The organism is Burkholderia sp. Bp9140 (assembly GCF_003853425.1).
In the GTDB taxonomy this organism is placed as follows: Bacteria; Pseudomonadota; Gammaproteobacteria; order Burkholderiales; family Burkholderiaceae; genus Burkholderia.
Genome location: NZ_QTPQ01000024.1, coordinates 61,440 through 81,597 on the forward strand (window position 1 = coordinate 61,440; position 20,158 = coordinate 81,597).

The 20,158-nt window shown below is 64.2% G+C and carries 18 protein-coding genes and 1 pseudogene; 5 read left to right on the top strand and 14 right to left on the bottom strand.

Annotated features, from left to right (window positions below):
- Positions 1-31: 31 nt before the first annotated feature.
- The 11 genes from DIE21_RS20525 to DIE21_RS20575 all read right to left on the bottom strand — a co-directional run bounded on the left by DIE21_RS20525 (position 32) and on the right by DIE21_RS20575 (position 12,988).
- The gene (locus DIE21_RS20525) at positions 32-1,015 is read right to left on the bottom strand and encodes an acyl-CoA desaturase (protein ID WP_124499438.1); all 984 of its coding nucleotides are present in this window, start codon (positions 1,013-1,015) and stop codon (positions 32-34) included.
- Positions 1,016-1,041: 26 nt separating this feature from the next.
- Positions 1,042-2,001 carry an acyl-CoA desaturase gene (locus DIE21_RS20530; protein WP_124499439.1) on the bottom strand — a complete coding sequence of 320 codons (960 nt, stop codon included), beginning with the start codon at positions 1,999-2,001 and terminating at the stop codon, positions 1,042-1,044.
- Between the two features lie 60 nt (positions 2,002-2,061).
- The gene (locus tag DIE21_RS20535) at positions 2,062-3,933 is read right to left on the bottom strand and encodes a fatty acyl-AMP ligase (protein WP_260426585.1); all 1,872 of its coding nucleotides are present in this window, start codon (positions 3,931-3,933) and stop codon (positions 2,062-2,064) included.
- Positions 3,934-3,957: 24 nt separating this feature from the next.
- Positions 3,958-5,376, bottom strand: a complete 1,419-nt coding sequence (locus DIE21_RS20540; protein WP_124499440.1) for a DHA2 family efflux MFS transporter permease subunit — start codon at positions 5,374-5,376, stop codon at positions 3,958-3,960.
- Positions 5,377-5,380: 4 nt separating this feature from the next.
- A complete protein-coding gene (locus tag DIE21_RS20545; RefSeq protein WP_260426586.1) occupies positions 5,381-6,208 on the bottom strand; it encodes a hypothetical protein in 828 nt (275 codons plus the stop codon).
- Positions 6,209-6,276: 68 nt separating this feature from the next.
- Entirely contained in the window at positions 6,277-7,281 is a 1,005-nt protein-coding gene (locus DIE21_RS20550) for an aromatic ring-hydroxylating dioxygenase subunit alpha (RefSeq protein ID WP_124499442.1), read from the bottom strand.
- Between the two features lie 80 nt (positions 7,282-7,361).
- Complete coding sequence (locus DIE21_RS20555; protein ID WP_124499443.1) at positions 7,362-8,444, bottom strand: fatty acid desaturase; 1,083 nt, start codon at positions 8,442-8,444, stop codon at positions 7,362-7,364.
- Between the two features lie 108 nt (positions 8,445-8,552).
- Positions 8,553-9,938 (bottom strand): NAD(P)/FAD-dependent oxidoreductase, encoded by a 1,386-nt coding sequence (locus tag DIE21_RS20560; protein ID WP_124499444.1) that lies wholly within the window; start codon positions 9,936-9,938, stop codon positions 8,553-8,555.
- A gap of 163 nt (positions 9,939-10,101) precedes the next feature.
- Positions 10,102-11,394, bottom strand: coding sequence for a beta-ketoacyl-ACP synthase II (gene fabF, locus DIE21_RS20565; RefSeq protein ID WP_124499445.1), 1,293 nt, complete (start codon positions 11,392-11,394; stop codon positions 10,102-10,104).
- Positions 11,395-11,548: 154 nt separating this feature from the next.
- Positions 11,549-12,202 carry an acyl-homoserine-lactone synthase gene (locus tag DIE21_RS20570; RefSeq protein WP_124499446.1) on the bottom strand — a complete coding sequence of 218 codons (654 nt, stop codon included), beginning with the start codon at positions 12,200-12,202 and terminating at the stop codon, positions 11,549-11,551.
- 402 nt (positions 12,203-12,604) lie between these two features.
- A complete protein-coding gene (locus DIE21_RS20575) occupies positions 12,605-12,988 on the bottom strand; it encodes a DUF4902 domain-containing protein (protein ID WP_124499447.1) in 384 nt (127 codons plus the stop codon).
- Between the two features lie 429 nt (positions 12,989-13,417).
- On the opposite strand from DIE21_RS20575, the gene DIE21_RS20580 reads away from it, so the two are divergent.
- On the top strand, positions 13,418-14,131 hold the full coding sequence (locus DIE21_RS20580) for a LuxR family transcriptional regulator (protein WP_124499448.1): 714 nt from the start codon (positions 13,418-13,420) through the stop codon (positions 14,129-14,131).
- 145 nt (positions 14,132-14,276) lie between these two features.
- On the opposite strand, the pseudogene DIE21_RS37880 reads toward DIE21_RS20580, so the two are convergent.
- Positions 14,277-14,417, bottom strand: a pseudogene (locus DIE21_RS37880) (ATP-dependent helicase); the annotation flags it as partial.
- Positions 14,418-14,609: 192 nt separating this feature from the next.
- Here DIE21_RS37880 and DIE21_RS20590 point away from each other — a divergent pair.
- From DIE21_RS20590 to DIE21_RS20605, 4 genes are all read left to right on the top strand, one after another.
- Positions 14,610-15,956, top strand: a complete 1,347-nt coding sequence (locus DIE21_RS20590) for an MFS transporter (protein ID WP_124499449.1) — start codon at positions 14,610-14,612, stop codon at positions 15,954-15,956.
- A gap of 40 nt (positions 15,957-15,996) precedes the next feature.
- Complete coding sequence (locus tag DIE21_RS20595; protein ID WP_124499450.1) at positions 15,997-16,968, top strand: dipeptidase; 972 nt, start codon at positions 15,997-15,999, stop codon at positions 16,966-16,968.
- 28 nt (positions 16,969-16,996) lie between these two features.
- Positions 16,997-17,521, top strand: a complete 525-nt coding sequence (locus tag DIE21_RS20600) for a DUF5943 domain-containing protein (RefSeq protein WP_124499451.1) — start codon at positions 16,997-16,999, stop codon at positions 17,519-17,521.
- A gap of 92 nt (positions 17,522-17,613) precedes the next feature.
- On the top strand, positions 17,614-18,186 hold the full coding sequence (locus tag DIE21_RS20605; protein WP_124499452.1) for a PAS and helix-turn-helix domain-containing protein: 573 nt from the start codon (positions 17,614-17,616) through the stop codon (positions 18,184-18,186).
- A 262-nt stretch (positions 18,187-18,448) separates the two neighbouring features.
- Here the strand turns inward: DIE21_RS20605 and DIE21_RS20610 are convergent, their stop codons facing one another.
- Both DIE21_RS20610 and DIE21_RS20615 read right to left on the bottom strand, forming a co-directional pair.
- Entirely contained in the window at positions 18,449-18,865 is a 417-nt protein-coding gene (locus DIE21_RS20610) for a cupredoxin domain-containing protein (protein WP_124499453.1), read from the bottom strand.
- Between the two features lie 584 nt (positions 18,866-19,449).
- Positions 19,450-20,133 (bottom strand): Crp/Fnr family transcriptional regulator, encoded by a 684-nt coding sequence (locus DIE21_RS20615; protein ID WP_124499454.1) that lies wholly within the window; start codon positions 20,131-20,133, stop codon positions 19,450-19,452.
- Positions 20,134-20,158 lie beyond the last annotated feature (25 nt).

Below are 20,158 nucleotides of genomic sequence, written 5' to 3' on the forward strand. Positions count from 1 at the left end.
GAGATGAACAGATTCACGAACGCAACCTGCTTCAATACGGTTGCTTGGCCAACTTGCGGATCGCGGCCGCCCCCGGCAAGCGCAGGTCCCAGACGACACCCGCCTTGCCGAGCGTCCAGAGCACCCACGCGCTGAGATCCGGCTCGTACCACTTCACCGAATGGCGATACGACGCGGGGAACGCGTGATGGTTGTTCTGCAGACCTTCGCCGAACGTGAGTACGGCGACGGTCCAGTTGTTCGCGCTGTTGTCGTCGGTCTTGAAAGGCCGTCCGCCGAACATGTGGCAAACCGAACCGACGCACCAGGCAGCCTGATTGGCCAGGAAGACCCGTGCGAAGCCACCAAACAGCAGCCCGTTCCACGCGCCGTGCCAGGACCCGCTGATCGCGCCCCCGATTGCGGCGGGCAGCACGAGGCCGAGCACGACCCACCACGCATAGGTGCGGTGATAGAAGAACAGGCGGCGATCGCGCAAGACATCGGGGGCGAAGAACGTCCACCCCGACACGTCCGGGGCCAGCATCCACGGCATGTGCGCGTACCAGAGGCCGCGCAGCTTCGCGACCAGGCCCGCGCCGGCCAGGTTCGGCGAATGCGGATCGCCTGTCTGGTCGCTGTACAGGTGATGACGGCGATGTGTCGTCACCCAGAACATGATCGGCCCCTGCGCGGCCATCGAACCGCAGATCAGCAGCAGCCCTTCGAACCACTTCGAGGTCCGGAACGTCTTGTGCGCAAGATACCGATGGAAGCCCATCGTGATCCCGCCCATGTGCAGAAAATAGAACACCGCGAACAGCACCAGGTCGGTGACGGCGAAGTCGCCCAGCACGAGTTGACGCACCGCCAGCGCGAACCCGGCAAGCGGCACCAACATGACGGCCAGGGCGGTATAGCGTTTGACGCGCGCACCGCTGCCTTTTAGCGGCGAAACGCCGGGGATCTGGCCGTCGGCGGCCGACAGCCCGCCGGCGGCAGTCACGCCGGGGGCAACCTGAATCGACGAATTCATAGGATTCTCCAAACGCGGATAGAGGATTACGGCGAAGTTGAGGAGGACGCCGCGCGGCGCTTCGGCGCATAGCGCACCTCCGTGACAAGTCCCAGCGCGTCGAGCAGGCGGATGAGCCAGGCGGAGGGATCGATCTGCCAGAACGCGTGATCGTTGTTGGCGAACGCCGGCTGCGCATGATGGTTGTTGTGCCATGCGCCGCCCACCGAAACGATCGCGAGCAGGCCCAGGTTGCGGCTATGGTCGCGCGTCGCGTGCGGACGGGTGCCGATGGTGTGGCACAGCGAATTGACGGCCCAGGTCGACTGATCGAGCAGGAAGATCCGCGCGAGTCCGCCCCACAGGAAGCCGCCGACGGCCCCGAGCAAGGACTGCCCGGCGGGCGCGAGCAACGCGCCCGCGAGCGCGGGAATCGCGAGGCCGAGCAGCACCCACCACCCGTAGCGCAGATTGAGATTGACGATCAGGCGGTCGCGCAGCAGGTCCGCGGCATACGCGCTCCAGTTCTCGCGGCGCACGGTGAATAGCCAGCCCACGTGGCCGTGCCAGAGGCCCGCGAACCGGCTCGGCTTGCCGTGCCGGTTCGCGCGCGGGCGCGGCGAATGAGGATCGCCGTCCTGATCGGTGAACGCATGATGCATCCGGTGCGTGGCGGCCCAGAACAGGATCGGTCCCTGGGCGGCCATGCTGCCGAGCACGCCGAGCATCACGGTGACCACCGGCCGCCCCTTGAACGAGCGGTGCGAGAAATACCGGTGCATGCCGGTTTCGACACCGATCGCGGTCGAGAAATACATCACCGCCAACAGCACGAAGTCGGTTGCGCGCCACCCGTATATCCACGTGTAGGCAATCGCCAGTACGAAACCGAGCGCGGGAATGCCCACGGTCAGGTAAGCGAGCCGGCGTGCGCGCACGTCGGTATCGGCTTGCGCCTCGCGGGCGGCGGCCGGTGTTCGCGAAGACAAAGAATCCGCTTCAGCCATGACTGGCTCCGAAGAAAGACAGCGTCAATGAAGATCGGGAAGGCAGTTCGTGCGAACCGCTTATGCGCGCGTCTCGAGTGCACTCAAGCTGCCTTGCTGGAACGCCTGCTTGCACGCTTGCCGGCGCACCTTGCCGCTTGTCGTGAGCGGAATCGCGCCAGTCGGGCCCAGGTGCACCACTGCCGGCGCGACGCCGTGATCGCGCGTCACCGCCAGCGTGATCGCTGCCCGCACCTCGCTCATTTGCTCGGGCCTCAGACGGCGCGAGCGTTTGACTTCCGCGACGATGACGAGCGATTCCCCGTGCCCGCCGTCGATCGAAAAAGCCACCACGCCGTTCGTGCGAATCGCCTCGTGCGCCGCTTGCACCGATCCCTCGATGTCGGTCGGATAGAGATTGCGCCCGGCGACAATCACGACGTCCTTGATCCGGCCCGTCACGAACAGCTCGCCGCGGTTCAGAAAGCCGAGGTCGCCCGTGCGCAGGTAGCGCGCCGGATCACGGCCGTCGTCTCCGTCGTCTCCGTCGTCTCCGTCGGCGATCGTCGCGGCGAAGATGTCGTCGCTGTCCGCACGGTTCAGATAGCCGGCCGCAACGTTCGGACCACTAAACCAGATTTCGCCGACGGTCCGCTCCGGCAGCACGCGCTTCGTCGCCGGATCGACAATCAGCAGTCGATGGCCGGCCGCCACGGACCCGCACCCGACCAGCGTGGTACGTCCGTGCTCGCCACGTTCCGGGTCGTGCGGCTTGCACCGGCCCCGCACGAGCGCATCCTTGTCGACATCGATCAGCGAGACCGGTGAACGGCCCACCTTGCCGGATACATAGAGCGTCGCCTCCGCCATTCCGTAGCAGGGAACCACGGCGCCGCGCTCGAAGCCTTGCCGGCCGAAGCGCGCGAAAAAACGGTCGAGTGTCGCGTGGTTCACGGGCTCCGCGCCGCAGAATACGTGCTGCAAGGAGCGCAGATCGAGCGTGGATGCCTCTTCTTCACTGATGTTGTCGACGCACAGGTCGAACGCGAAATTCGGTGCGACGCTCGTGGTCACGCGGTAGTCGGTGATCGCCCTGAGCCAGCGATACGGACGCTGGACGAAATGCTGCGGCGACAGGATCACGAGCGGAAAGCCGCTAAACACGGCGAGCAGCAGCGCGCCCATCAGCCCCATGTCGTGATACGGCGGCAACCACGTGCAGCCGACGCGGTCCGGATCGGGGCCGAGCCGGTCGGCGATCACCGCGCAGTTGCTGACGAGATTCTCGTGCGTGACGACCACGCCCTTGGGCTCTCCCGTCGATCCCGACGTGTACTGGAGCAGCGCCGGCCGATCCAGGTCGACGCGCTGCGCCAGCAGGTTCCGGACGTCATATGCCGATGCTTCGCCATCGTCGAAGGCATCTTCGTCGATCGTCAGCAAGGCCGGCGCGGCGCGCTGGTCGCCGTAGAGCGCGTCGAGCTGCGGCTGCAGCGAGCGGTGAAGCTTGCCGGCAATGACCACGTCAGGATGGGCGTCGCGACAAATCGATGCGAACCGTGCCACTGCGCGAGAACCGGCAGGCGGAAACGAAGGCACCGCGGTGGCGCCCGCGAGCAGGATACCGAACAGCGCCGCGACGTAGCTCAGGCCGGGTTCGAGCAGCAGCAATACGCGCCGTTCGTGCAGCGAGTGCTGCAGCACCATGTTGCGCACCTGGACGGCAGCGGCGGCGAACCGGCCGTACGACCAGCTCACGACATCATCCTCGCCGTCGCGAAGAAAATGGAATGCGATCCGCTCAGGCGTTTGCTCGGCACGCTCTCGAAGGATATCGAGCAGAGACGAGGTCATGCGCTCCGCCGTCAGGGTGGAGGGGGGAATGCTACCGGCCATCATGAGACCCTCGGATAATCGGTGTTGTTTTGTTTTGATGAAAGCTTGATGCGCCAACCGGCGCTGACCGGCACGCGGCCATCAATGCGCCGTCGCGGGCGCAAGCGCGCGCGGTCGCGTATCCACCGGCGCGCACAGGATTGCGGTGGCCAGCCCGAGCGCGATCTGCAGGTAACACAGGGTGCGGAATTCGGCGAGGTGCACGATCGCGTTGCCGGTCATGGCGGCCGTCAGCGCCACGCCGAACACCGATCCCATCTGGCGTATCGCCTGGTTCACGGCCGAGCCCACGCCGAATCGGGCCGGCGGCAGATGCGCAACGGCGGCGGCCGACAGCGCGGGCATCACCATGCCCACACCCAGTCCGGTCAGCAGCGCCCCCGGAAGCCACGCGTGCACATAGTCGGGAGTGACGCCGGGCACCAGCGCGAACCAAATGCTTGCCGCCGTGGAGACCAGGCTCCCGGTCACCAGCAGAAGCCGGTGCCCCGCGCGCGCCGCGAACCGTCCGCACACGATCGCCGTGGGGACGACGAGCAGCGGCCCGGGGCTGCCAGCCAATCCCGCCTGTGTCAGCGAATACGACCAGACCCCCGTGGTAAACAGGAATGTCTGGAAAAACATCATCGCGAAGCCGATCGCGAAGCACAGCGAAGCGAGATTGATGTAGCGGTAAGTCCGATCCTGGAACAGCGAGAGATCGATTGCCGGCGCGCGTGCCGTGCGCGCCCATGCAACGAACGCTGCCAGCATGACCAGCCCACCGGCGATCGCCAGAGCCACCGCCGGGGAAGTCCAGCCGAGCGCCTCCGACTGCACGAGGCCGAAGGCAATCGAGCCGACGCCGAGGATCAGCAAGACGACGCCAACGAGATCGAGCGGCGCGCCCCGCTCGGGATCACGCGACTCGTCGAGAATGCGCCACCCATGCCACAGCGCGATGGCCCCGAGCGGCAGGTTGAGAAAGAAGGCCCACGGCCAGCCGAAGTGATCGACCAGGAACGCGCCGAGGCTCGGCCCCAACGCACCTGCCACCCCGCTGACTGCGCCCCACAGGCTCACGGCAATCGCCCGTTTGCTGACGGGGAACGCCGCCAGCAGGATCGACAGCGATGCAGGCAACAACAGCGCCGCGCCGGCTCCCTGCACGGCGCGCATCGCCCAGAGCATCTCGACATGCGTGGCGATGCCACAGCCCAGGGATCCTGCCAGGAACATCCCGAGACCGAGCAGGAACGTGCGCTTGCGCCCGCGCAGATCGGCGAGGCGGCCGGCCGGCACGAGCAACGCGGCGAACACCAGCGTGTACGCGTTCAGCACCCACGACATGCTGGCCGGGTCCGCATCGGGAAACGCCCGTCGCAACGCGGGAAATGCCGCGTAGAGCACGGTGACGTCGATCGAAACGAGGAACACCGCCACACTTGCGATCCAGAAAACCGGCCACGGCGACATCGAGCTCGACTGCGCCTGCGGAGCGGGCACGCTGGGTCCGTTCATGGGTTTATACCTCGCGCGGCTGAAACGGCGTCACGCCGTCGCCCGATTCGGATTCGAAATACGACGCGTCGAGAAACGGGAGCGTTCGCGCCCGCATCCGCGCCTGAAACAGCGCGACGACCGGCCACGGGCGCATCGCCATGGCCATGCCCTTCGCATTCCGGGCATCTTCCCAGTGAATGACGTTCGCCACTTCCAGCGGCAGCCCGCCGACCTCCCCTGTCCAGAGGCTCAGCGTCGTGGCGCCGGCCGAAAGACGCGGGCCGCTCGCACGCCCCCCGTATACCGCGATCGAGTGGCCGCACACGCGTTCGACATCGGCGCTGCCGCGGATCGGCTTGCACGCCACCGGACTCGTCAGAAACATCTCGTCGGTGATACCGAACGGCAACCTGGCGTCCAGCACTTCATCGTCGGGCGCCGGCGGCAACGCGGCATCCATCCCCGGAGGCAGCGTCCACGCGTCGACGTCGACGAGATCCCGGCTCGCGTCATACAGCGCCCGGCGGACCGGCGCGGGAAACGAGCCGAGGAAGATGTCGACCTGGATGCGCGTGCCGGACCGGCGCGCCACCGTCACGCCGCGAATCTGACGCTCCTGGAAGCGGCCGTGCCATTCGCGCCCGCCGATATCGGCGCCGCTCCACGCGTGGGTCGACTCGACCTCGGAGAAGATGCCCTCGGCGGCAGCCGCGAGGCGCTCGACCCGGCCGCGACCGACGATTTCTCCGAACGTCATGGGATGCCGCAAGCTGACCTCGTCCTGCGCCGACGTGTCGAGCTCGCGCAGCAACTCGCCGACATAGAGACCGGCGCATCCTTGGTGATTCATCATCGTTTCCTTCCCGGTGATCGTCGATTCTTCCTCTGCGCGCGACAGGCGTGCCGTCTCGCGGTGCGTCATACGGCGGCCCGAATGGACGCGTTCGCCCCCATTCGCTCCAATATCCGCCGCGCGGCAAACGCCGGTCGATCGAGCTGGATGTCGATCATCGGCGCCGTGGGGTTCCAGTTCGCCTGAAGGCTCTCCGCGACGTCCTTGTCCTCCATGACGGTGGAGAACACTTCCTTCGCGGTGAACTCGGTAAACCGTTCGTTCCCGATGTCGAAATCGCGGTGCATCCCCACGAAGACATGCGTTGTGGTGTCCGTGGCGGGCGTGAAGATCGTCGTCGTGTAGACGTGGTAGACCTGGCCGCTGGAATCGTCGCAGGCGTGAGCCCTCGTTTCGACCCGCGTGTTGCCGATGGGCCAGTAGACGACCTCCTGGAAGCGGTCGATGTAGTCGAGCTTCAGGATATGGGTGTAGAGCGGCGGCGTCTTCTCGCGGCGCAGGTAGCGGCGCACGCGGACTTCGTCGTCGTTGATCACGATTTCGGGCGGAGTCTGGACGATGTCGAGCGAACCCAGCGTCTTCGCATGCACGAACGCGGCGTGCGAGATGTCGAGGATGTTGTCGATGCCGAACAGGTAGCTGCAGGCGATGGTGCAATAGCTCATCTTCCCGGCGAGTTCGGGCGCCGAACAGACCCAATGGTCCGGGATCGTCGCCTCGTCGGCTTTGTCCGGCTCGCCGGCCCACAGCCAGATGAAGCCGTATTTCTCGACGGCGGGGAAGGTCCGCACGCGCGCGCCCTTCGGGATCGTGCTCTGGCTCGGAATGCTGACGCACGCGCCGGAGCAGTCGTACCGGAGCCCGTGGTACCAGCACTGGAGGTCGTCACCGACAACGCGCCCGCGGGATAACGGAACCTGCCGGTGCGGGCATCGGTCCTCAAGGACGACGATCTGGTTCGCCGACGTACGGTACATGACGATCTTCTGATTCAGGATCGTCCGCGCAAAGGGCTCCCGCTGGACTTCCTCGGAAAGTGCTGCTGCGTACCACGCATTCTGGATAAACATGATTCCTCTCTTTGCTACATGGGCGGCGTTGTGGCACACCGGACGCGAGTTCGAGCTGGCGTGTGCGTTCCGGATCGTTTCTACTTGCGCGCGACGGCGACCCGCGCGTCGCCGTCCCGCGCTTCGGCCGTGGCCGCTTCGCGATCGAGACGACCGTCTGCCATCCGCTCGAGGAAGTCGTCGGTCGCGGACTGCAGGTTGACGCAGGGATACTGGAAGCGACCCGTCGTATAACGCAGCGCCCCAAGGAAGGACGGCTCGACCGGCGCGCCTGCCGCCTCGAACAGCCCGTGCGACGCCAGGTACGTGTGGAGCGCCGGCAGCCGGTAACACGGGACGGCCGGATACTGGTGGTGTTCGAGGTGGAAATTGCTGCCGCAAAACAGCGCGGTATAGATCGGCGACGTGTAGCTGCGGCTGTCGCGATATCGACCCGGCACGGTATCCGTGTGCTCGATGTATGCGCGGATCGTGCTGAACACGTACACCCCGATATACGGGATCAGCATGACCGTGAAACCCAGCCACAGCGAGCGATGCCAGATGAACCCGTAGGCGGTCACCGCGCCCAGGTTCAACGCGATGTTGAGCCGGGAGATCCAGCGCATTTCGCGCTGGCTGAACGGCAGCCGCGTGTTCTCCGGCCAGGGCAGCCCCGCCGCCATGCGCAACGCGTTCTTCGTGTAGATCCGCACGCCCTTGGAGCGCGCGAGAAAGATGCGCGACCAGAACGTGCGGTGCTGCGAATAGATCTGGACATCCGGGTCGATGTCCTGGCCGGTGAAGCGATGGTGCTTCCAGTGCGTCATGCTGAAGCCGACGATCAGGAAGCCGGGCACCAGCGACGAGCAGATGAGCGCGAGCGCGGCGCTCACGTACTTGTTGCGATGCAGGTTCGTGTGCATCCCCTCGTGCCCGACGAAGGTCAGCAGGTGCATGCCATGCCCGCCGATCACGCCCAGGACGATCGCCATGGCAACACGTGCCGGCGTTGACGCCGGGATATCGACGACGGCGAACGCCACCGCGGCCGGAATCAGGAAGAATGCGAGCGCGTGCGCCAGATAGAGGATCGTGGCGACGGAACTGATCCGGTGGAAGTGTCGCGGCAGCTTGAGCCGCGAGAATGCGACATCACCGTCCAGCGTGGCTTCGATGGTCATAGCGTCTCTCCTCGATTTACGCGACGCAGGGCCGGCGATGGGCGAACGTGCCCCGCCGTGGCTTGAAATCGCGTGGCTGCAACGGCCACGCACCGATGTTCCGCGCGCTCATATCGACGCCCTGACGCGCACGTCGTGATCGCTGCCAAGCGCGCACGATTCGATCTCGTCAGGCTCGGGCGCTCGAGGCCGACCGGATTGAGCCTCCTCGGCCAGACGCTGGCGCAACGCCATCTCGGCGCGGATCGCCTCGCCTCGCCGCGACATTTCGATCAAGGGCTGGATCACGCCCGTCTCGCCGCGTGCCACGGCCTCGTCCGCCCATTGCTTGATATCGCTCGGATCGAATACCGCAAACGGCGAGCACCGGCGATTCTGCGAGGCAAGCAGGCGTGCCTGCAGCACCGGGTCGGCCACCAGCTTGCCGTACAGGATCCGGCTGAGCGGGTTGTTGTGACCGGGGTCGCCGCGACTGCGCGAGTATTCGAACAGGTCGATCGAGGTCGCGTCGCGCTGACGCCAGTAGCGCACCAGCGCGTGGTCGCCGCCCTCGACAATCGCTTGGCCGAGCGCGCGCGCGTCGCGCAGCGCATCGGTAATCCCGAACCCGGGGGACGGATCCATGAAGAGGCCCGCGTCGCCGACCAGGGCCCAGCCTGGCCCTGCCGCCTGACGGAAGAAAAAGCGCAGCTTCAACGCGCCGAGCACCTTGCTCGCCGGCTCCCCGGTAATCAGCGGAGCCGTGTGACGGTTGGCTCTCAGCGTCTCCATGAGCTTTTCGAGCACGCGCCCTTTCCACTCCGGCAACTGCGTTTTCACGAACGCCACCCCGATCAGCAACAGATCGCGGTTGGTCGGAAACACGAAGACGATATCGTCGCCGAAGATGCAGTTCATCGCCCCGCCCTGATAGCGCGGATCGTCGTCGAACCAGTCCGGCCGCGGCCAGTAGGCCCAGTACATCGCACGGGGGCAGTCGTAGTCGTGATACGCCTCGGCGCCCACCCGTTCCGCCACGGTAGAGTGCGGACCGTCCGCGCCCACCACGACCCGCGCCCGAATCTCTTCACGGGCGCCGCCATGTTCGACCACGGCGCCCGTCACCCGCTCGCCGTCGCGCAGCAGGCCGACCAGCCTTGTCCGCGTACGGACCTCGGCCCCCGATGCTCGCGCGTCCTCCAGCAAGAGCGCATCGAGATCCATGCGGCGCGGGCAGGAGCAACGTCCGCCGACCGGATACTCGACGCGGCCGGTGATCTCGTCGACGCCATACATCATGCTGGGCACCGGTGGCGCGAAGCTGCGCACCTTGTCGCCAAGAGACAGTTCGTCCAGCAGCGCCATGCCGTACGGCGAAATCCAGTGGGTGGACAACGGCTGGTCGCTCGGAAGATTGCCCGCGTCGATCGCCAGGACGCGCTTGCCGGCGCGCGCCAGATGAATCGCGAGTGTGGCGCCCGCGCAGCGGGCGCCAACGATGAGGGTGTCTAACACGGAAAGTTTTCCCTTTGGATAACGACTGGAACCCGGGTTGCACATGACGCGGCCTCGCCATCGAATGGCTCGGGCGCATGCGGACCACGACGCAGCGCCGCATGCCGACGATTCGCGATACTTGCCAAATGGCGAATGGCCTGCCGACCGCGAGCGCAGGCGTTCAATGCGCGGAGGCTGATCTATCCGGCGGGTACCGCTTGAACAGCACCGATGCATTGACGCCGCCAAAGCCGAACCCGTTCGACAGTGCGATCTCGATGGGAACGTGCCGTGCGGCAGGCCCGATCAGGTCAAGGCCGGCGGCAGCTTCGTCGGGGTGCTCGAGATTCAGCGTGCCGGGCATCACGCCATCCCGGAGGGCGAGAATGGAAAACGCCGCTTCGATGGCGCCCGCCGCCCCAAGCAAATGCCCGGTTGCCGACTTGGTCGACGAAATCGCCGGACCGGCACCCACGCCGAAGACGGTTTTCAGCGCCTCGATTTCTCCGGCGTCTCCGACTGGCGTCGATGTCGCATGCGCGTTGACGTAGCCCACCTGTTCCGGCGCGATGTCGCCCATTGCCAGTGCCAGCTTCATCGCCCGCATGGCGCCGGATCCGTCGTCGGGCCCGGCGGTCATGTGATAGGCGTCCGCCGTGGTGCCGTACCCGATGATTTCCGCGATCGGGCGGGCGCCGCGTGCGACGGCATGGTTCAGAGACTCGACCACCAGCATCGCGGCCCCCTCACCCATGACGAATCCGTCACGGTCGCGGTCGAACGGGCGCGAGGCCCGAGTCGGCTGATCGCCGAAACCGGTCGACAGCGCCCGCGCCGCCGCGAATCCGCCCAGGCTGACCTTGTCGAAGGCCGCTTCGGCGCCGCCGGCCAGCACGACATCGGCCTCGCCGTTCTGGATCAGGCGCATCGCGTCTCCGATTGCCTGCACGCTCGCCGCACAGGCCGTCACCGGACAGCCGAGAGGCCCGCGAAACCGATGCTTGATCGAAATCTGGCCAGCCGCCAGATTCGACAGAAAGAACGGAATGGTGAACGGCGACAACCGCCGCACGCCACGCGTCTCGCCGATCCGGACCGCCTCCGCCAGACCGGGAAATCCACCGATACCCGATGCCACGACCGTCGCCGTCCGCTCGCGCTCTTGCTCGGTTTGCGGCGCCCATCCGGCTTCAGCGAGCGCCTCGTCCGCGGCGACCATCGCCATCTGGATGAAGCGGTCCATCTTCCGCAGTTCCTTGTTCGGCACCGAAAGCTCCGGATCGAATCCCCCGTCGGGATCGTCGGTCTTCCCCTGTACCGTCCCGCCGACCTTGGCGGGCAGTTCACCGACGATGTCGTCGCCGAGCACGCGCAGCCCGGAGCATCCTCCGATCAAGCGCTGCCACACCAATTCCTTGCCGCAACCCAGTGGGGACACAATGCCAATACCGGTTACTACCACTCGAAGCGTCATTTCACCTTCCCCTCCCGGGCCAGGACTAGCCGAGCCACGTCGTTAAAGCTGTTCATCTTCAGGCACACCTGTTGAGATACTTCATTGCACCGGGCCGCTTCAGCGGCGAGCCGGCGGCGGCGGATCGTCGTTCTTCCCGGTGCGCATCGAGCGCTCACACCGCTTGTCCGAGCGCGTGCGACACATGCAGCGCGCGCGACAGGTTGAGCGGCACGCCGTGTTCCAGCGCGTCGATGTTCAGCGCCGCGCGCGTTTGCTCATCGAGCTCGATCCAGAACGGCAAGGTCGGCTTGCCTTCGATCATTTGTGGCGGAGCAGCGCGATGCACATTGACACCCATACGCTTCAGAAGCCGTTCGTTGCCGAGCACCGAGAATGCAATGAGACGGTTGGCGCCATGTGCGTGCGCGACACGGACGATTTCGGACATCAGGGAGCGCGTGTTTTGCCACGACTCTTCGGCGGTCAACGACTCGCCGCGCGGCATGCTCATCGCGAAGCGGGACAGTTCCCACACATTGCGTGTACAGGGAAGGGACGCGCCGCCCATCAGATCCGGAAAAACCTCACCGAGCAGATAAGGCTCATCGGTCGGCAGCAGCCGACCGCAGCCGACGATTTCACCGCTGCGGTCGCAAGCGACGACATAGAGGGTGTCCGCGTGATCGAAGTTGTCAAATTCGATGCCGTCGTCGGTGGGTAATGACCATCCGAGTTCCCGTATGAAGACCTTATGCCGAAACTCCGCAAGTCGATTCATCGTCTCGCGACTCAAATCAGCGCTTCTTCCCGACAATAAAGTCAGCATCGTAAATGCCCTCTCTCTCACCTTAGAATTGTTAGCGCGAATTGGACCCGAAATCGCCGGGACAAAAAAGCTGCCCGAATGGGCAGGGTCTGGCGTTCGGACGAGACGTGTCGCGGCGAGTGCGCCGGGATATTGCGCGGGGCAAACGGGATTCGGGATTCGGGATTCAACTGGAGCGCTACGCGAGCCGGTCGGAAAGACCGTCCGGAACGCACTGGATTATCGGCGGCTCCAGGAAAACACTACGAGCCGCCGCGTCACGGCATGGATGACCGTCGCGGTCATCGCGCCATTGCCGCGCCGATCAGGAGGATCGGCGGAAATCGGGGACAGCGCGGCACAAAAGGTGTGCCGCGAAGCATAGGGTTTCCTGCAAGATAACCTTATGCCTTGAACATAACATCAGTGACCTGCGAAAATGGCCGATTCAAGTTCGCGCTGACGGACTCCCGAGCACAGCCAACCCTGGATCAACTCCTGGCTGTATCGCGCCCCATAATCGTCACCGTTCATGTTGAGGAGCATCACATTGCTGCTGACGTCGTCCTTCCCGACCTTCACGTCAGACTGGCCCACTGCCACATACCATACGCAGCCGACGCTCACGGTCGGTCGCGTTTCGGTGCAGACCAGCTCGTAGTAGCCGGCATTGACGGCGCTAATGCCCTCGCCCCACAAGTCATGCAACAGGTTCGGGGCTGGCTGACACATATGTCGACGGAAGCGCAGCGCGTAGAACGCCGGCAAAGTCAATCGTACGTATCCATCGTTCGGTTTTTTTGGCATGTTCGTTCTCTCGACGTGGCACCTGTTAAAATCCAAGCCGCATAGTTTGGCAAGATTCGCGGCAATCGGCTAGGCGAAGGTCATTGCAATGTGCACAGCGCGCCCGCGTCGTGATTCGTGATTGCCGGTGCGATCATGCGCATGTTATTTGCGATTATTACGGACCGTCCCGATAATGCCACCGCATTATCAGGACGCACAAATGGCCGTACCCGCATGCAAACTCCACACCTCGAACGATCAATATCGAGCGCGGATACCCCCCTGAATCCGCCACCACGCAAAAAATTTGTATGCGACACCATGCCTGCCACTCGATACTTGAAACATTGAGCTTCCCTCTTGAACAACCTTTTTAAAAAACCGGTCAACGCACCAACCACGCGACATAGCTCCCTTCGTGGGCAAGATTGACCGCAAGGTAATGATATGCATACCTGGAGAGAGAAGTATCTGAATGGATACGCTGCGGCAAAATCCGAGGCCGACGTGTTTCTGGAGTTCGCGGCTGACGCGCGAGCCCTTGGATTCGAGTACTGTTCGTTCGGTCTGCGCGTTCCGTTGCCGGTGAGCAAGCCGCAGTTCATGCTGCAGTCCAACTATCCGCAGACGTGGGTCGACCGCTATGTGAGCCAGAACTATTTTGCCGTCGACCCAACGGTTCGGCATGGGCTCAGTCAGATGAACCCCTTGATCTGGCGTGCCGATAGCCAGACCCAGAGCGTCGAGTTCTGGGAGGAAGCGGAGCACCATGGCTTGCGCCACGGCTGGTGCATGCCGTCCATCAGCCGCACCGGGACGATCGGACTCGTGACCATGGTGCGATCAGGCGAGCCGATCGAAGAGCGCGAACTCGCGGAAAAGGGTTATCAAATGTCATGGCTCGCGAACACGGCCAACTACGCGATGAGCATGCATCTGCTCGCGCAGTTTGTGCCCGAATATGCCGTCGAGCTGACTGCACGCGAGCGCGAGTCGCTGCAATGGTCTGCCGCGGGGAAAACCTACTCCGAGATCGGCAAGATCATGCATATCGACGAACGCACCGTCAAATTTCACCTCGTCAATGCAATGCGCAAGTTGAACGCGACCAACAAGACCGAAGCCGCGGTCAAGGCAGCGATGCTGGGGCTCTTGTTCTGACGCCATTCTCTTCATCGACCGTATACGAACTTTTCTGCCGTCCTTAGGCTCGCTCATCGCCCCCCAGAGGCGCAACGGCACATGGCGTCAGGCCAACCGCTCCGCGGGCGCGGCTTTTTGCCTGGCGCCTTCACACGCCGCTCGGCATGCTCAATCCGCCGCAGGCGGCCAGAGATCGCAAATCGAGGCCTTTGCCGTACTCGACAAGGCATTGCCACACCGGTTCAGCCAGTTAGCGCGTGGGCACCGGCACCCGGACGCGCGCCCGGTTGCCGGATATCACGGGTTGCATGACGAACGTGCAGTCCGGCTTCCACGATTCCGGATGCCAATCCGACAGTCGCTCCGATCGGCCGTCCCGCCCTCCTCCCCGCCCCCGATTACCTAGGTAATTGACACGTATGGACCTAGGTAATTGGCGTCCCTACCATGGGTTTCGACGCGACCCAAAGCGCCCCCACACCAAGAGGACACGACCATGACCACCCAGGACGTCGACACCGGAACCCTTCGGCGCGTGATCGCCGCAGCGTCGATCGGCAATTTCGTCGAATGGTTCGATTTCGCCGCATACGGCTTTCTCGCCACCATCCTGACGCGCGAATTCTTCCCGAGCGGCGACCCGACGATCGGACTCCTGAAGACGTTCGCCGTCTTCGCGGTGGCCTTCGCATTCCGCCCGCTCGGCGGCCTCATCTTCGGCGTCATCGGCGACCGGATCGGCCGCAAGCGCACGCTGGCGCTGACGATCCTGATGATGGCCGGCTCGACGACGTTGATCGGTCTTCTCCCGACCTACGCGAGCATCGGCTACCTGGCACCGTTTCTGCTCACGATCATCCGCTGCGTCCAGGGCTTTTCCGCGGGCGGCGAATACGCCGGCGCATGCGCCTACGTGATGGAACATGCCCCGCGCCGCCGCCGCGCATTCTTCGGCAGCTTCGTGCCGGTGTCGACCTTCTCGTCGTTCGCTTGCGCGGCGGTGGTGGCCTATCTGCTCGAGTCGTCGCTGTCGTCGCAGGCGATGATCGACTGGGGCTGGCGCGTGCCGTTCCTGATCGCGGCACCGGTCGGCCTCATCGGCGTCTACCTGCGTGTCAACCTGAATGAAACGCCCGCGTTCCAGGCGCTCGAAGGCAAGCACGACGTTGCACATGCCCCGCTGATGGAAACGCTGCATTCGCAGTCGTGGAATATCCTGAAGCTCGGCGCGTTCGTGTCCGTGACGGCGCTGTCGTTCTACACGTTCACGACGTATTTCTCGACTTACCTGCAAGTGGCCGGGCACCTGTCCCGCGGCACGTCGCTTCTCGTGACGGTGCTCGCCCTGCTCTTCGCAGCGGCGTTGTGCCCGCTCGCCGGCCTGTTCTCCGACCTCGTCGGCCGCCGCGCGACGATCGCGACGACCGGCGTCTTCATCATCGTGTCGGTTTATCCGGCGTTCTCGCTGGGCGGCTCGGGCGTGTTGTCTCAATCGCTGATCGGCGTCGCGCTGCTCGCCATCGGCGCGGTGTTCTCGGGCGTGGTGACGGCACCGCTGATGTCGGAAGTGTTCGCGACGAAAACCCGCTATACGGCGTCCGCGATCACCTACAACCTCGCCTACACGATCTTCGGCGGCACCGCCCCGCTCGTCGCCACGTGGCTGATCTCCGCGACCGGAACGAACCTGTCGCCCGCGTACTACCTGATCGCCGTGTCGATCTTCGCGATGATCGGCGGCCTGGCACTGCCGGAAACGTCGAAGACGGCACTCGAGGAAGCCGGTCCGGCAACCGCGAGAACCGCCCAGTCCGCCAAGCGCGGCGTCGAACGCGCCGTCTGAGCGCCTGTCACGCAAGAAGATCAACGCATAGAGGGACACCATGACCAGCCTTCACGACGCCAGCATCATCATCGACGGCCTGAACATTTCCAGATTCGAGCGCTCGGTGTTCGAAGACATGCGCAAGGGCGGCGTCACCGCCGTCAACTGCACGGTCTCCGTGTGGGAAGACTTCCAGAAGACGATCGACAACATCGCGGAAATGAAGCAGCAGATCCGCGAATACAGTGAGATCCTCACGCTGGTGCGCACGACGGACGACATCCTGCGCGCGAAGCAGGAGAACAAGACCGGCATCATCCTCGGCTTCCAGAATTCGTATGCGTTCGAGGACAACCTCGGCTACATCGAAGTGTTCAAGGAACTCGGCGTGAATGTGGTGCAGCTCTGCTACAACACGCAGAACCTCGTCGGCACGGGTTCCTACGAACCGGACGGCGGCTTGTCCGGATACGGCCGCGAAGTGATTCAGGAGATGAACCGCGTCGGCATCATGGTGGATCTCTCGCACGTCGGCGCGAAGACATCGTCCGACGCGATCGCCTGTTCGAAGAAGCCGGTCACCTACTCGCACTGCTGCCCGTCCGGCTTGAAAGAACATCCGCGCAACAAGACGGACGATCAACTGCGCGAGATCGCCGAAGCAAACGGCTTCGTGGGCGTCACGATGTTCATGCCGTTCCTGCGACGCGGCGCCGACGCAACCATCGACGATTATCTCGAAGCGATCGAGTACGTGATCGACCTGATCGGCGAGGACAAGGTCGGCATCGGCACGGACTTCACGCAGGGCTACAGCACCGAGTTCTTCGACTGGATCACGCACGACAAGGGCCGCTATCGTCGCCTGACGGACTTCGGCAAGGTCGTCAATCCGGAAGGCATCCGCACGATCGGCGAATTCCCGAACCTCACGGCCGCGATGCAGCGCGCCGGCTGGAGCGAGTCGCGCATCAAGAAGGTGATGGGCGAAAACTGGCTGCGGGTATTCGGCGAAGTCTGGAACGGTTGAACCACCGCACGACACCTGCGCACCCGCCATGCAGCCACAATTGCCCATCGACGTCGATCCGGATACCGGTGTCTGGACCACCGACGCGCTGCCGATGCTGTACGTGCCGCGCCACTTCTTCACGAACAATCATGTCGCCGTCGAAGAGGCGCTCGGCCGCGAAGCCTATGCGTCGATTCTCTACAAGGCTGGCTACAAGTCGGCCTATCACTGGTGCGACGAGGAGGCGAAGCAGCACGGCATCGGCGGCATGGCCGTATTCGAGCATTATCTGAAGCGGCTGTCGCAGCGCGGCTGGGGCGTGTTCACCCTCGCCGAAGCCGACCCGGCGACATCGCATGCGCGCATCCATCTGCACCATTCGTCCTTCGTTCTGGCGCAGCCCGACAAGCACGGCAAGCTGTGCTACATGTTCGCGGGCTGGTTCGCCGGTGCGATGGACTGGGTCAACGACACCGCGGCCGATACGGCGAGCAAAGGCCCGCGCGCGCATTCGGCGGAAGTCCGGTGTGCGGGCGAAGGGCACGATTGCTGCGTCTTTCACGTCCGATGAGTTTCTTGCAAGCGCTACCGCTACAATCAGGCAGGCGCAACCCTGCCCGATAGATAGCCCGGGTCCGAACCCGGTTCGGCCCCGTCGACAAGATGCCGAACATGACCGACTCGATGCCCAGCCTCGACTACGAAGATCTCTTCAGGCATCTGCCCGTCGCGGCGATCGTGGCCAGGGAGCGCATCATGGTCGACTGCAACGAGAAGGCGCTGCAACTGTTCAGGGCGACCCGCGACGACATCGTCGACCAGTCGTTCGCGAAGCTGTATCCGCAGCAGAAGGACTTCGCGACGACCGGCCGCCGCCTTGCGCCGCTGCTCGCGAAACATGCCGGGTTCAGCGACGACCGCATCATGCGCCGTGTCGACGGCAGCCATTTCTGGGTCACCGTGTGCGGCTTCGGATACAACCCGAAGCGGCCGTTCGAGCTGGCCATCTGGACCTTCACCGACCTGTCGGGCGACGCCAAGCATCCCGACGTCGCCAGCACGTTGACCGATCGCGAGCGCGACGTCGCCGCATTCCTGGTTCACGGCCTGACCAGCAAGGAAATCGGCAAGGAGCTGAGCATCAGTCCACGCACCGTCGATATCCATCGCGCGAGCTTGCTGCGGAAGTACGAAGTCCGCACGACCCACGATCTCATTGCGTGCCTGCTGGCGTGAGTCGCGCGCGCATCAAAAGCACCGCCTGCATCCACGCGCCGACAAACAAGGTTCTTCGTGGATTTCCATGGGCGTCGCTTGCCGGCCCATTGCAGCCGGTGGATATTCTCCCGCCGAATGACCGATCATCGTTGCGGATTCAACCCGTCGATGCAACAGATTGATGAAATCGCTCGACCGGGGCCTTTCCCACAGGCGTTCGCAAAAGTAGCGCTACTGTCGCTATCGATCCGCTGCAAAGGCGGGACAGGCGTGCCTCGGCTCAGCGCGCAACGACGAACGATGTGTGCATGCCCATCTCATAGTGCCCCGGCCGGTTGCAAATCAGCACGTAGCGTCCTGGCGCAAGCTTCAATGACAGGCGCTTGGTCGAACCCTGCTCCAGGTCCTCCACCTCGCCCATTTTCTTGAACCGGCTTTCCGTGACCTGGCCTTTTTGGACGGGCAGATGCGCGTCGTCCATGTCTGTCCTCAGCACCACAAGCTCATGTTCGGTACTGCCGTTCGCTGCGTTGTTCACCTCGAACGTGACCCGCCCGGCCTTCACTGTGCCGGCATCGAGTTGAATCGCGTTGTCCGTGAGCTTGACATGGATCATCTCGTCCGCATGACTGCTCAGCGGCGCGACGCCGAGCGCAACCGCCGCCAGCACGAACGCAGTACGGCTTCTGTTGATCATGATGTTTCTCCTCGAAAGTGCCGTGTTGCCGCAAGACGCGGCGAACCACGGTGCCGGATTCGCCGGCCCCGCAGGCTCGTGGATCAACTGTTCTCTCGATGACCGTCGCGCGTCAGTAGGCACGTTCGCCAATATGCATGGGTAGGAACCCTCGTCATCGTCGTGGCCGCCGGGGACCACTTTTCGCGGCGCACATGGCCGGATATCGAACGGCCAACAAAGCAGCATTCGTTGTCGCGAATCGAATGGCCGCTTGCTGCACGGAACCGCCGCCTGAGCTTCCGAAGACTGGTGCCGGCGAATGCCCCTTCATGGGCCGTAAGCGAACATTCGGCGAACGTGCTTGAACTTCCGCTGATGGCCGGTTGCCGGCGGACACAACCGGCCGTTGCCACCCGAAGCGGCCGTTCGACTGTTCGTGGAGTATGTGACTGCCTCATGGACGAAAGCAGTCGTTCGCGAGCGAGGCTGGCACGGGGGCTCGGGCACCAGAGCGGACAATGGCATCCGTCTGTTTTGGCGAACGGTCCACTTTGGATCTTCTAGAGCGGAAACGCGGCACAATCTGCGGCGCAAGCCTGCGCTCAGGGCGTGCGCGTCGCGAAACGGCGCAATCCGGCCAGGTCGGTGACCGTGACGCGGCCATAGCTGACGCTCAGCAGGCCGAGCGTTTCCATCCGGCGAACGGCGAGATTGACCTTCTGGCGCGTGACGCCGCAGAGATAGCCGATTTCTTCCTGCGTGAGCTGGATCTCGACGTTGCCCAGCGGATACAGGCGCGCATTGAACATCACGAGCAGGCAGTTGGCGACCCGCAATGCCGGTTCGGTGAGCCGATCGCTCTGCAGCGTCGCCATGAACTGTCCGAGCCGCTCGTTGACGTGTTCGAGCAGGAAGCGCGTGAACGCGATGTCTTCGTCGAGCAACCGGAAGAACGACGCGGATGGCAGGCAGGCAATCCGGGACGGACGCAGCGCAATGGCGTCGTAGTGCCAGGGTTCAGACTTCAGGACCGTCCCCTCCCCGAACCACGCACCCGGCGGCAGGCCGGCAAACGTCATCAGCCGCCCGTCGCTCGACGTGTTGCACACCTTGATCAGGCCATCCACCACGCCGAACCAGCAGCGGCTCGCGTCGCCGCGCCGACAGACGTAACCGCCGGCCTCCACGATCATCAGGCGTACGTCGTTGCGAATCCCGTCCTGCAGGCGTTGCGGCAGTGCCGGGAACCACGGCGTGGTCAGGAGCAGTTCGTCGGACGTCTTCATGGTCGTGCGGATGAATGCGGGCTCG

Bases quoted from the DNA above. Each gene is read 5' to 3' on its own strand.
- DIE21_RS20525 (WP_124499438.1), bottom strand. From the start codon at position 1,015: ATGAATTCGTCGATTCAGGTTGCCCCCGGCGTGACTGCCGCCGGCGGG.
- DIE21_RS20530 (WP_124499439.1), bottom strand. From the start codon at position 2,001: ATGGCTGAAGCGGATTCTTTGTCTTCGCGAACACCGGCCGCCGCCCGC.
- DIE21_RS20540 (WP_124499440.1), bottom strand. From the start codon at position 5,376: ATGAACGGACCCAGCGTGCCCGCTCCGCAGGCGCAGTCGAGCTCGATG.
- DIE21_RS20545 (WP_260426586.1), bottom strand. From the start codon at position 6,208: ATGAATCACCAAGGATGCGCCGGTCTCTATGTCGGCGAGTTGCTGCGC.
- DIE21_RS20550 (WP_124499442.1), bottom strand. From the start codon at position 7,281: ATGTTTATCCAGAATGCGTGGTACGCAGCAGCACTTTCCGAGGAAGTC.
- DIE21_RS20555 (WP_124499443.1), bottom strand. From the start codon at position 8,444: ATGACCATCGAAGCCACGCTGGACGGTGATGTCGCATTCTCGCGGCTC.
- fabF (WP_124499445.1), bottom strand. From the start codon at position 11,394: ATGACGCTTCGAGTGGTAGTAACCGGTATTGGCATTGTGTCCCCACTG.
- DIE21_RS20570 (WP_124499446.1), bottom strand. From the start codon at position 12,202: ATGCTGACTTTATTGTCGGGAAGAAGCGCTGATTTGAGTCGCGAGACG.
- DIE21_RS20575 (WP_124499447.1), bottom strand. From the start codon at position 12,988: ATGCCAAAAAAACCGAACGATGGATACGTACGATTGACTTTGCCGGCG.
- DIE21_RS20580 (WP_124499448.1), top strand. From the start codon at position 13,418: ATGCATACCTGGAGAGAGAAGTATCTGAATGGATACGCTGCGGCAAAA.
- DIE21_RS20590 (WP_124499449.1), top strand. From the start codon at position 14,610: ATGACCACCCAGGACGTCGACACCGGAACCCTTCGGCGCGTGATCGCC.
- DIE21_RS20595 (WP_124499450.1), top strand. From the start codon at position 15,997: ATGACCAGCCTTCACGACGCCAGCATCATCATCGACGGCCTGAACATT.
- DIE21_RS20600 (WP_124499451.1), top strand. From the start codon at position 16,997: ATGCAGCCACAATTGCCCATCGACGTCGATCCGGATACCGGTGTCTGG.
- DIE21_RS20605 (WP_124499452.1), top strand. From the start codon at position 17,614: ATGCCGAACATGACCGACTCGATGCCCAGCCTCGACTACGAAGATCTC.
- DIE21_RS20610 (WP_124499453.1), bottom strand. From the start codon at position 18,865: ATGATCAACAGAAGCCGTACTGCGTTCGTGCTGGCGGCGGTTGCGCTC.
- DIE21_RS20615 (WP_124499454.1), bottom strand. From the start codon at position 20,133: ATGAAGACGTCCGACGAACTGCTCCTGACCACGCCGTGGTTCCCGGCA.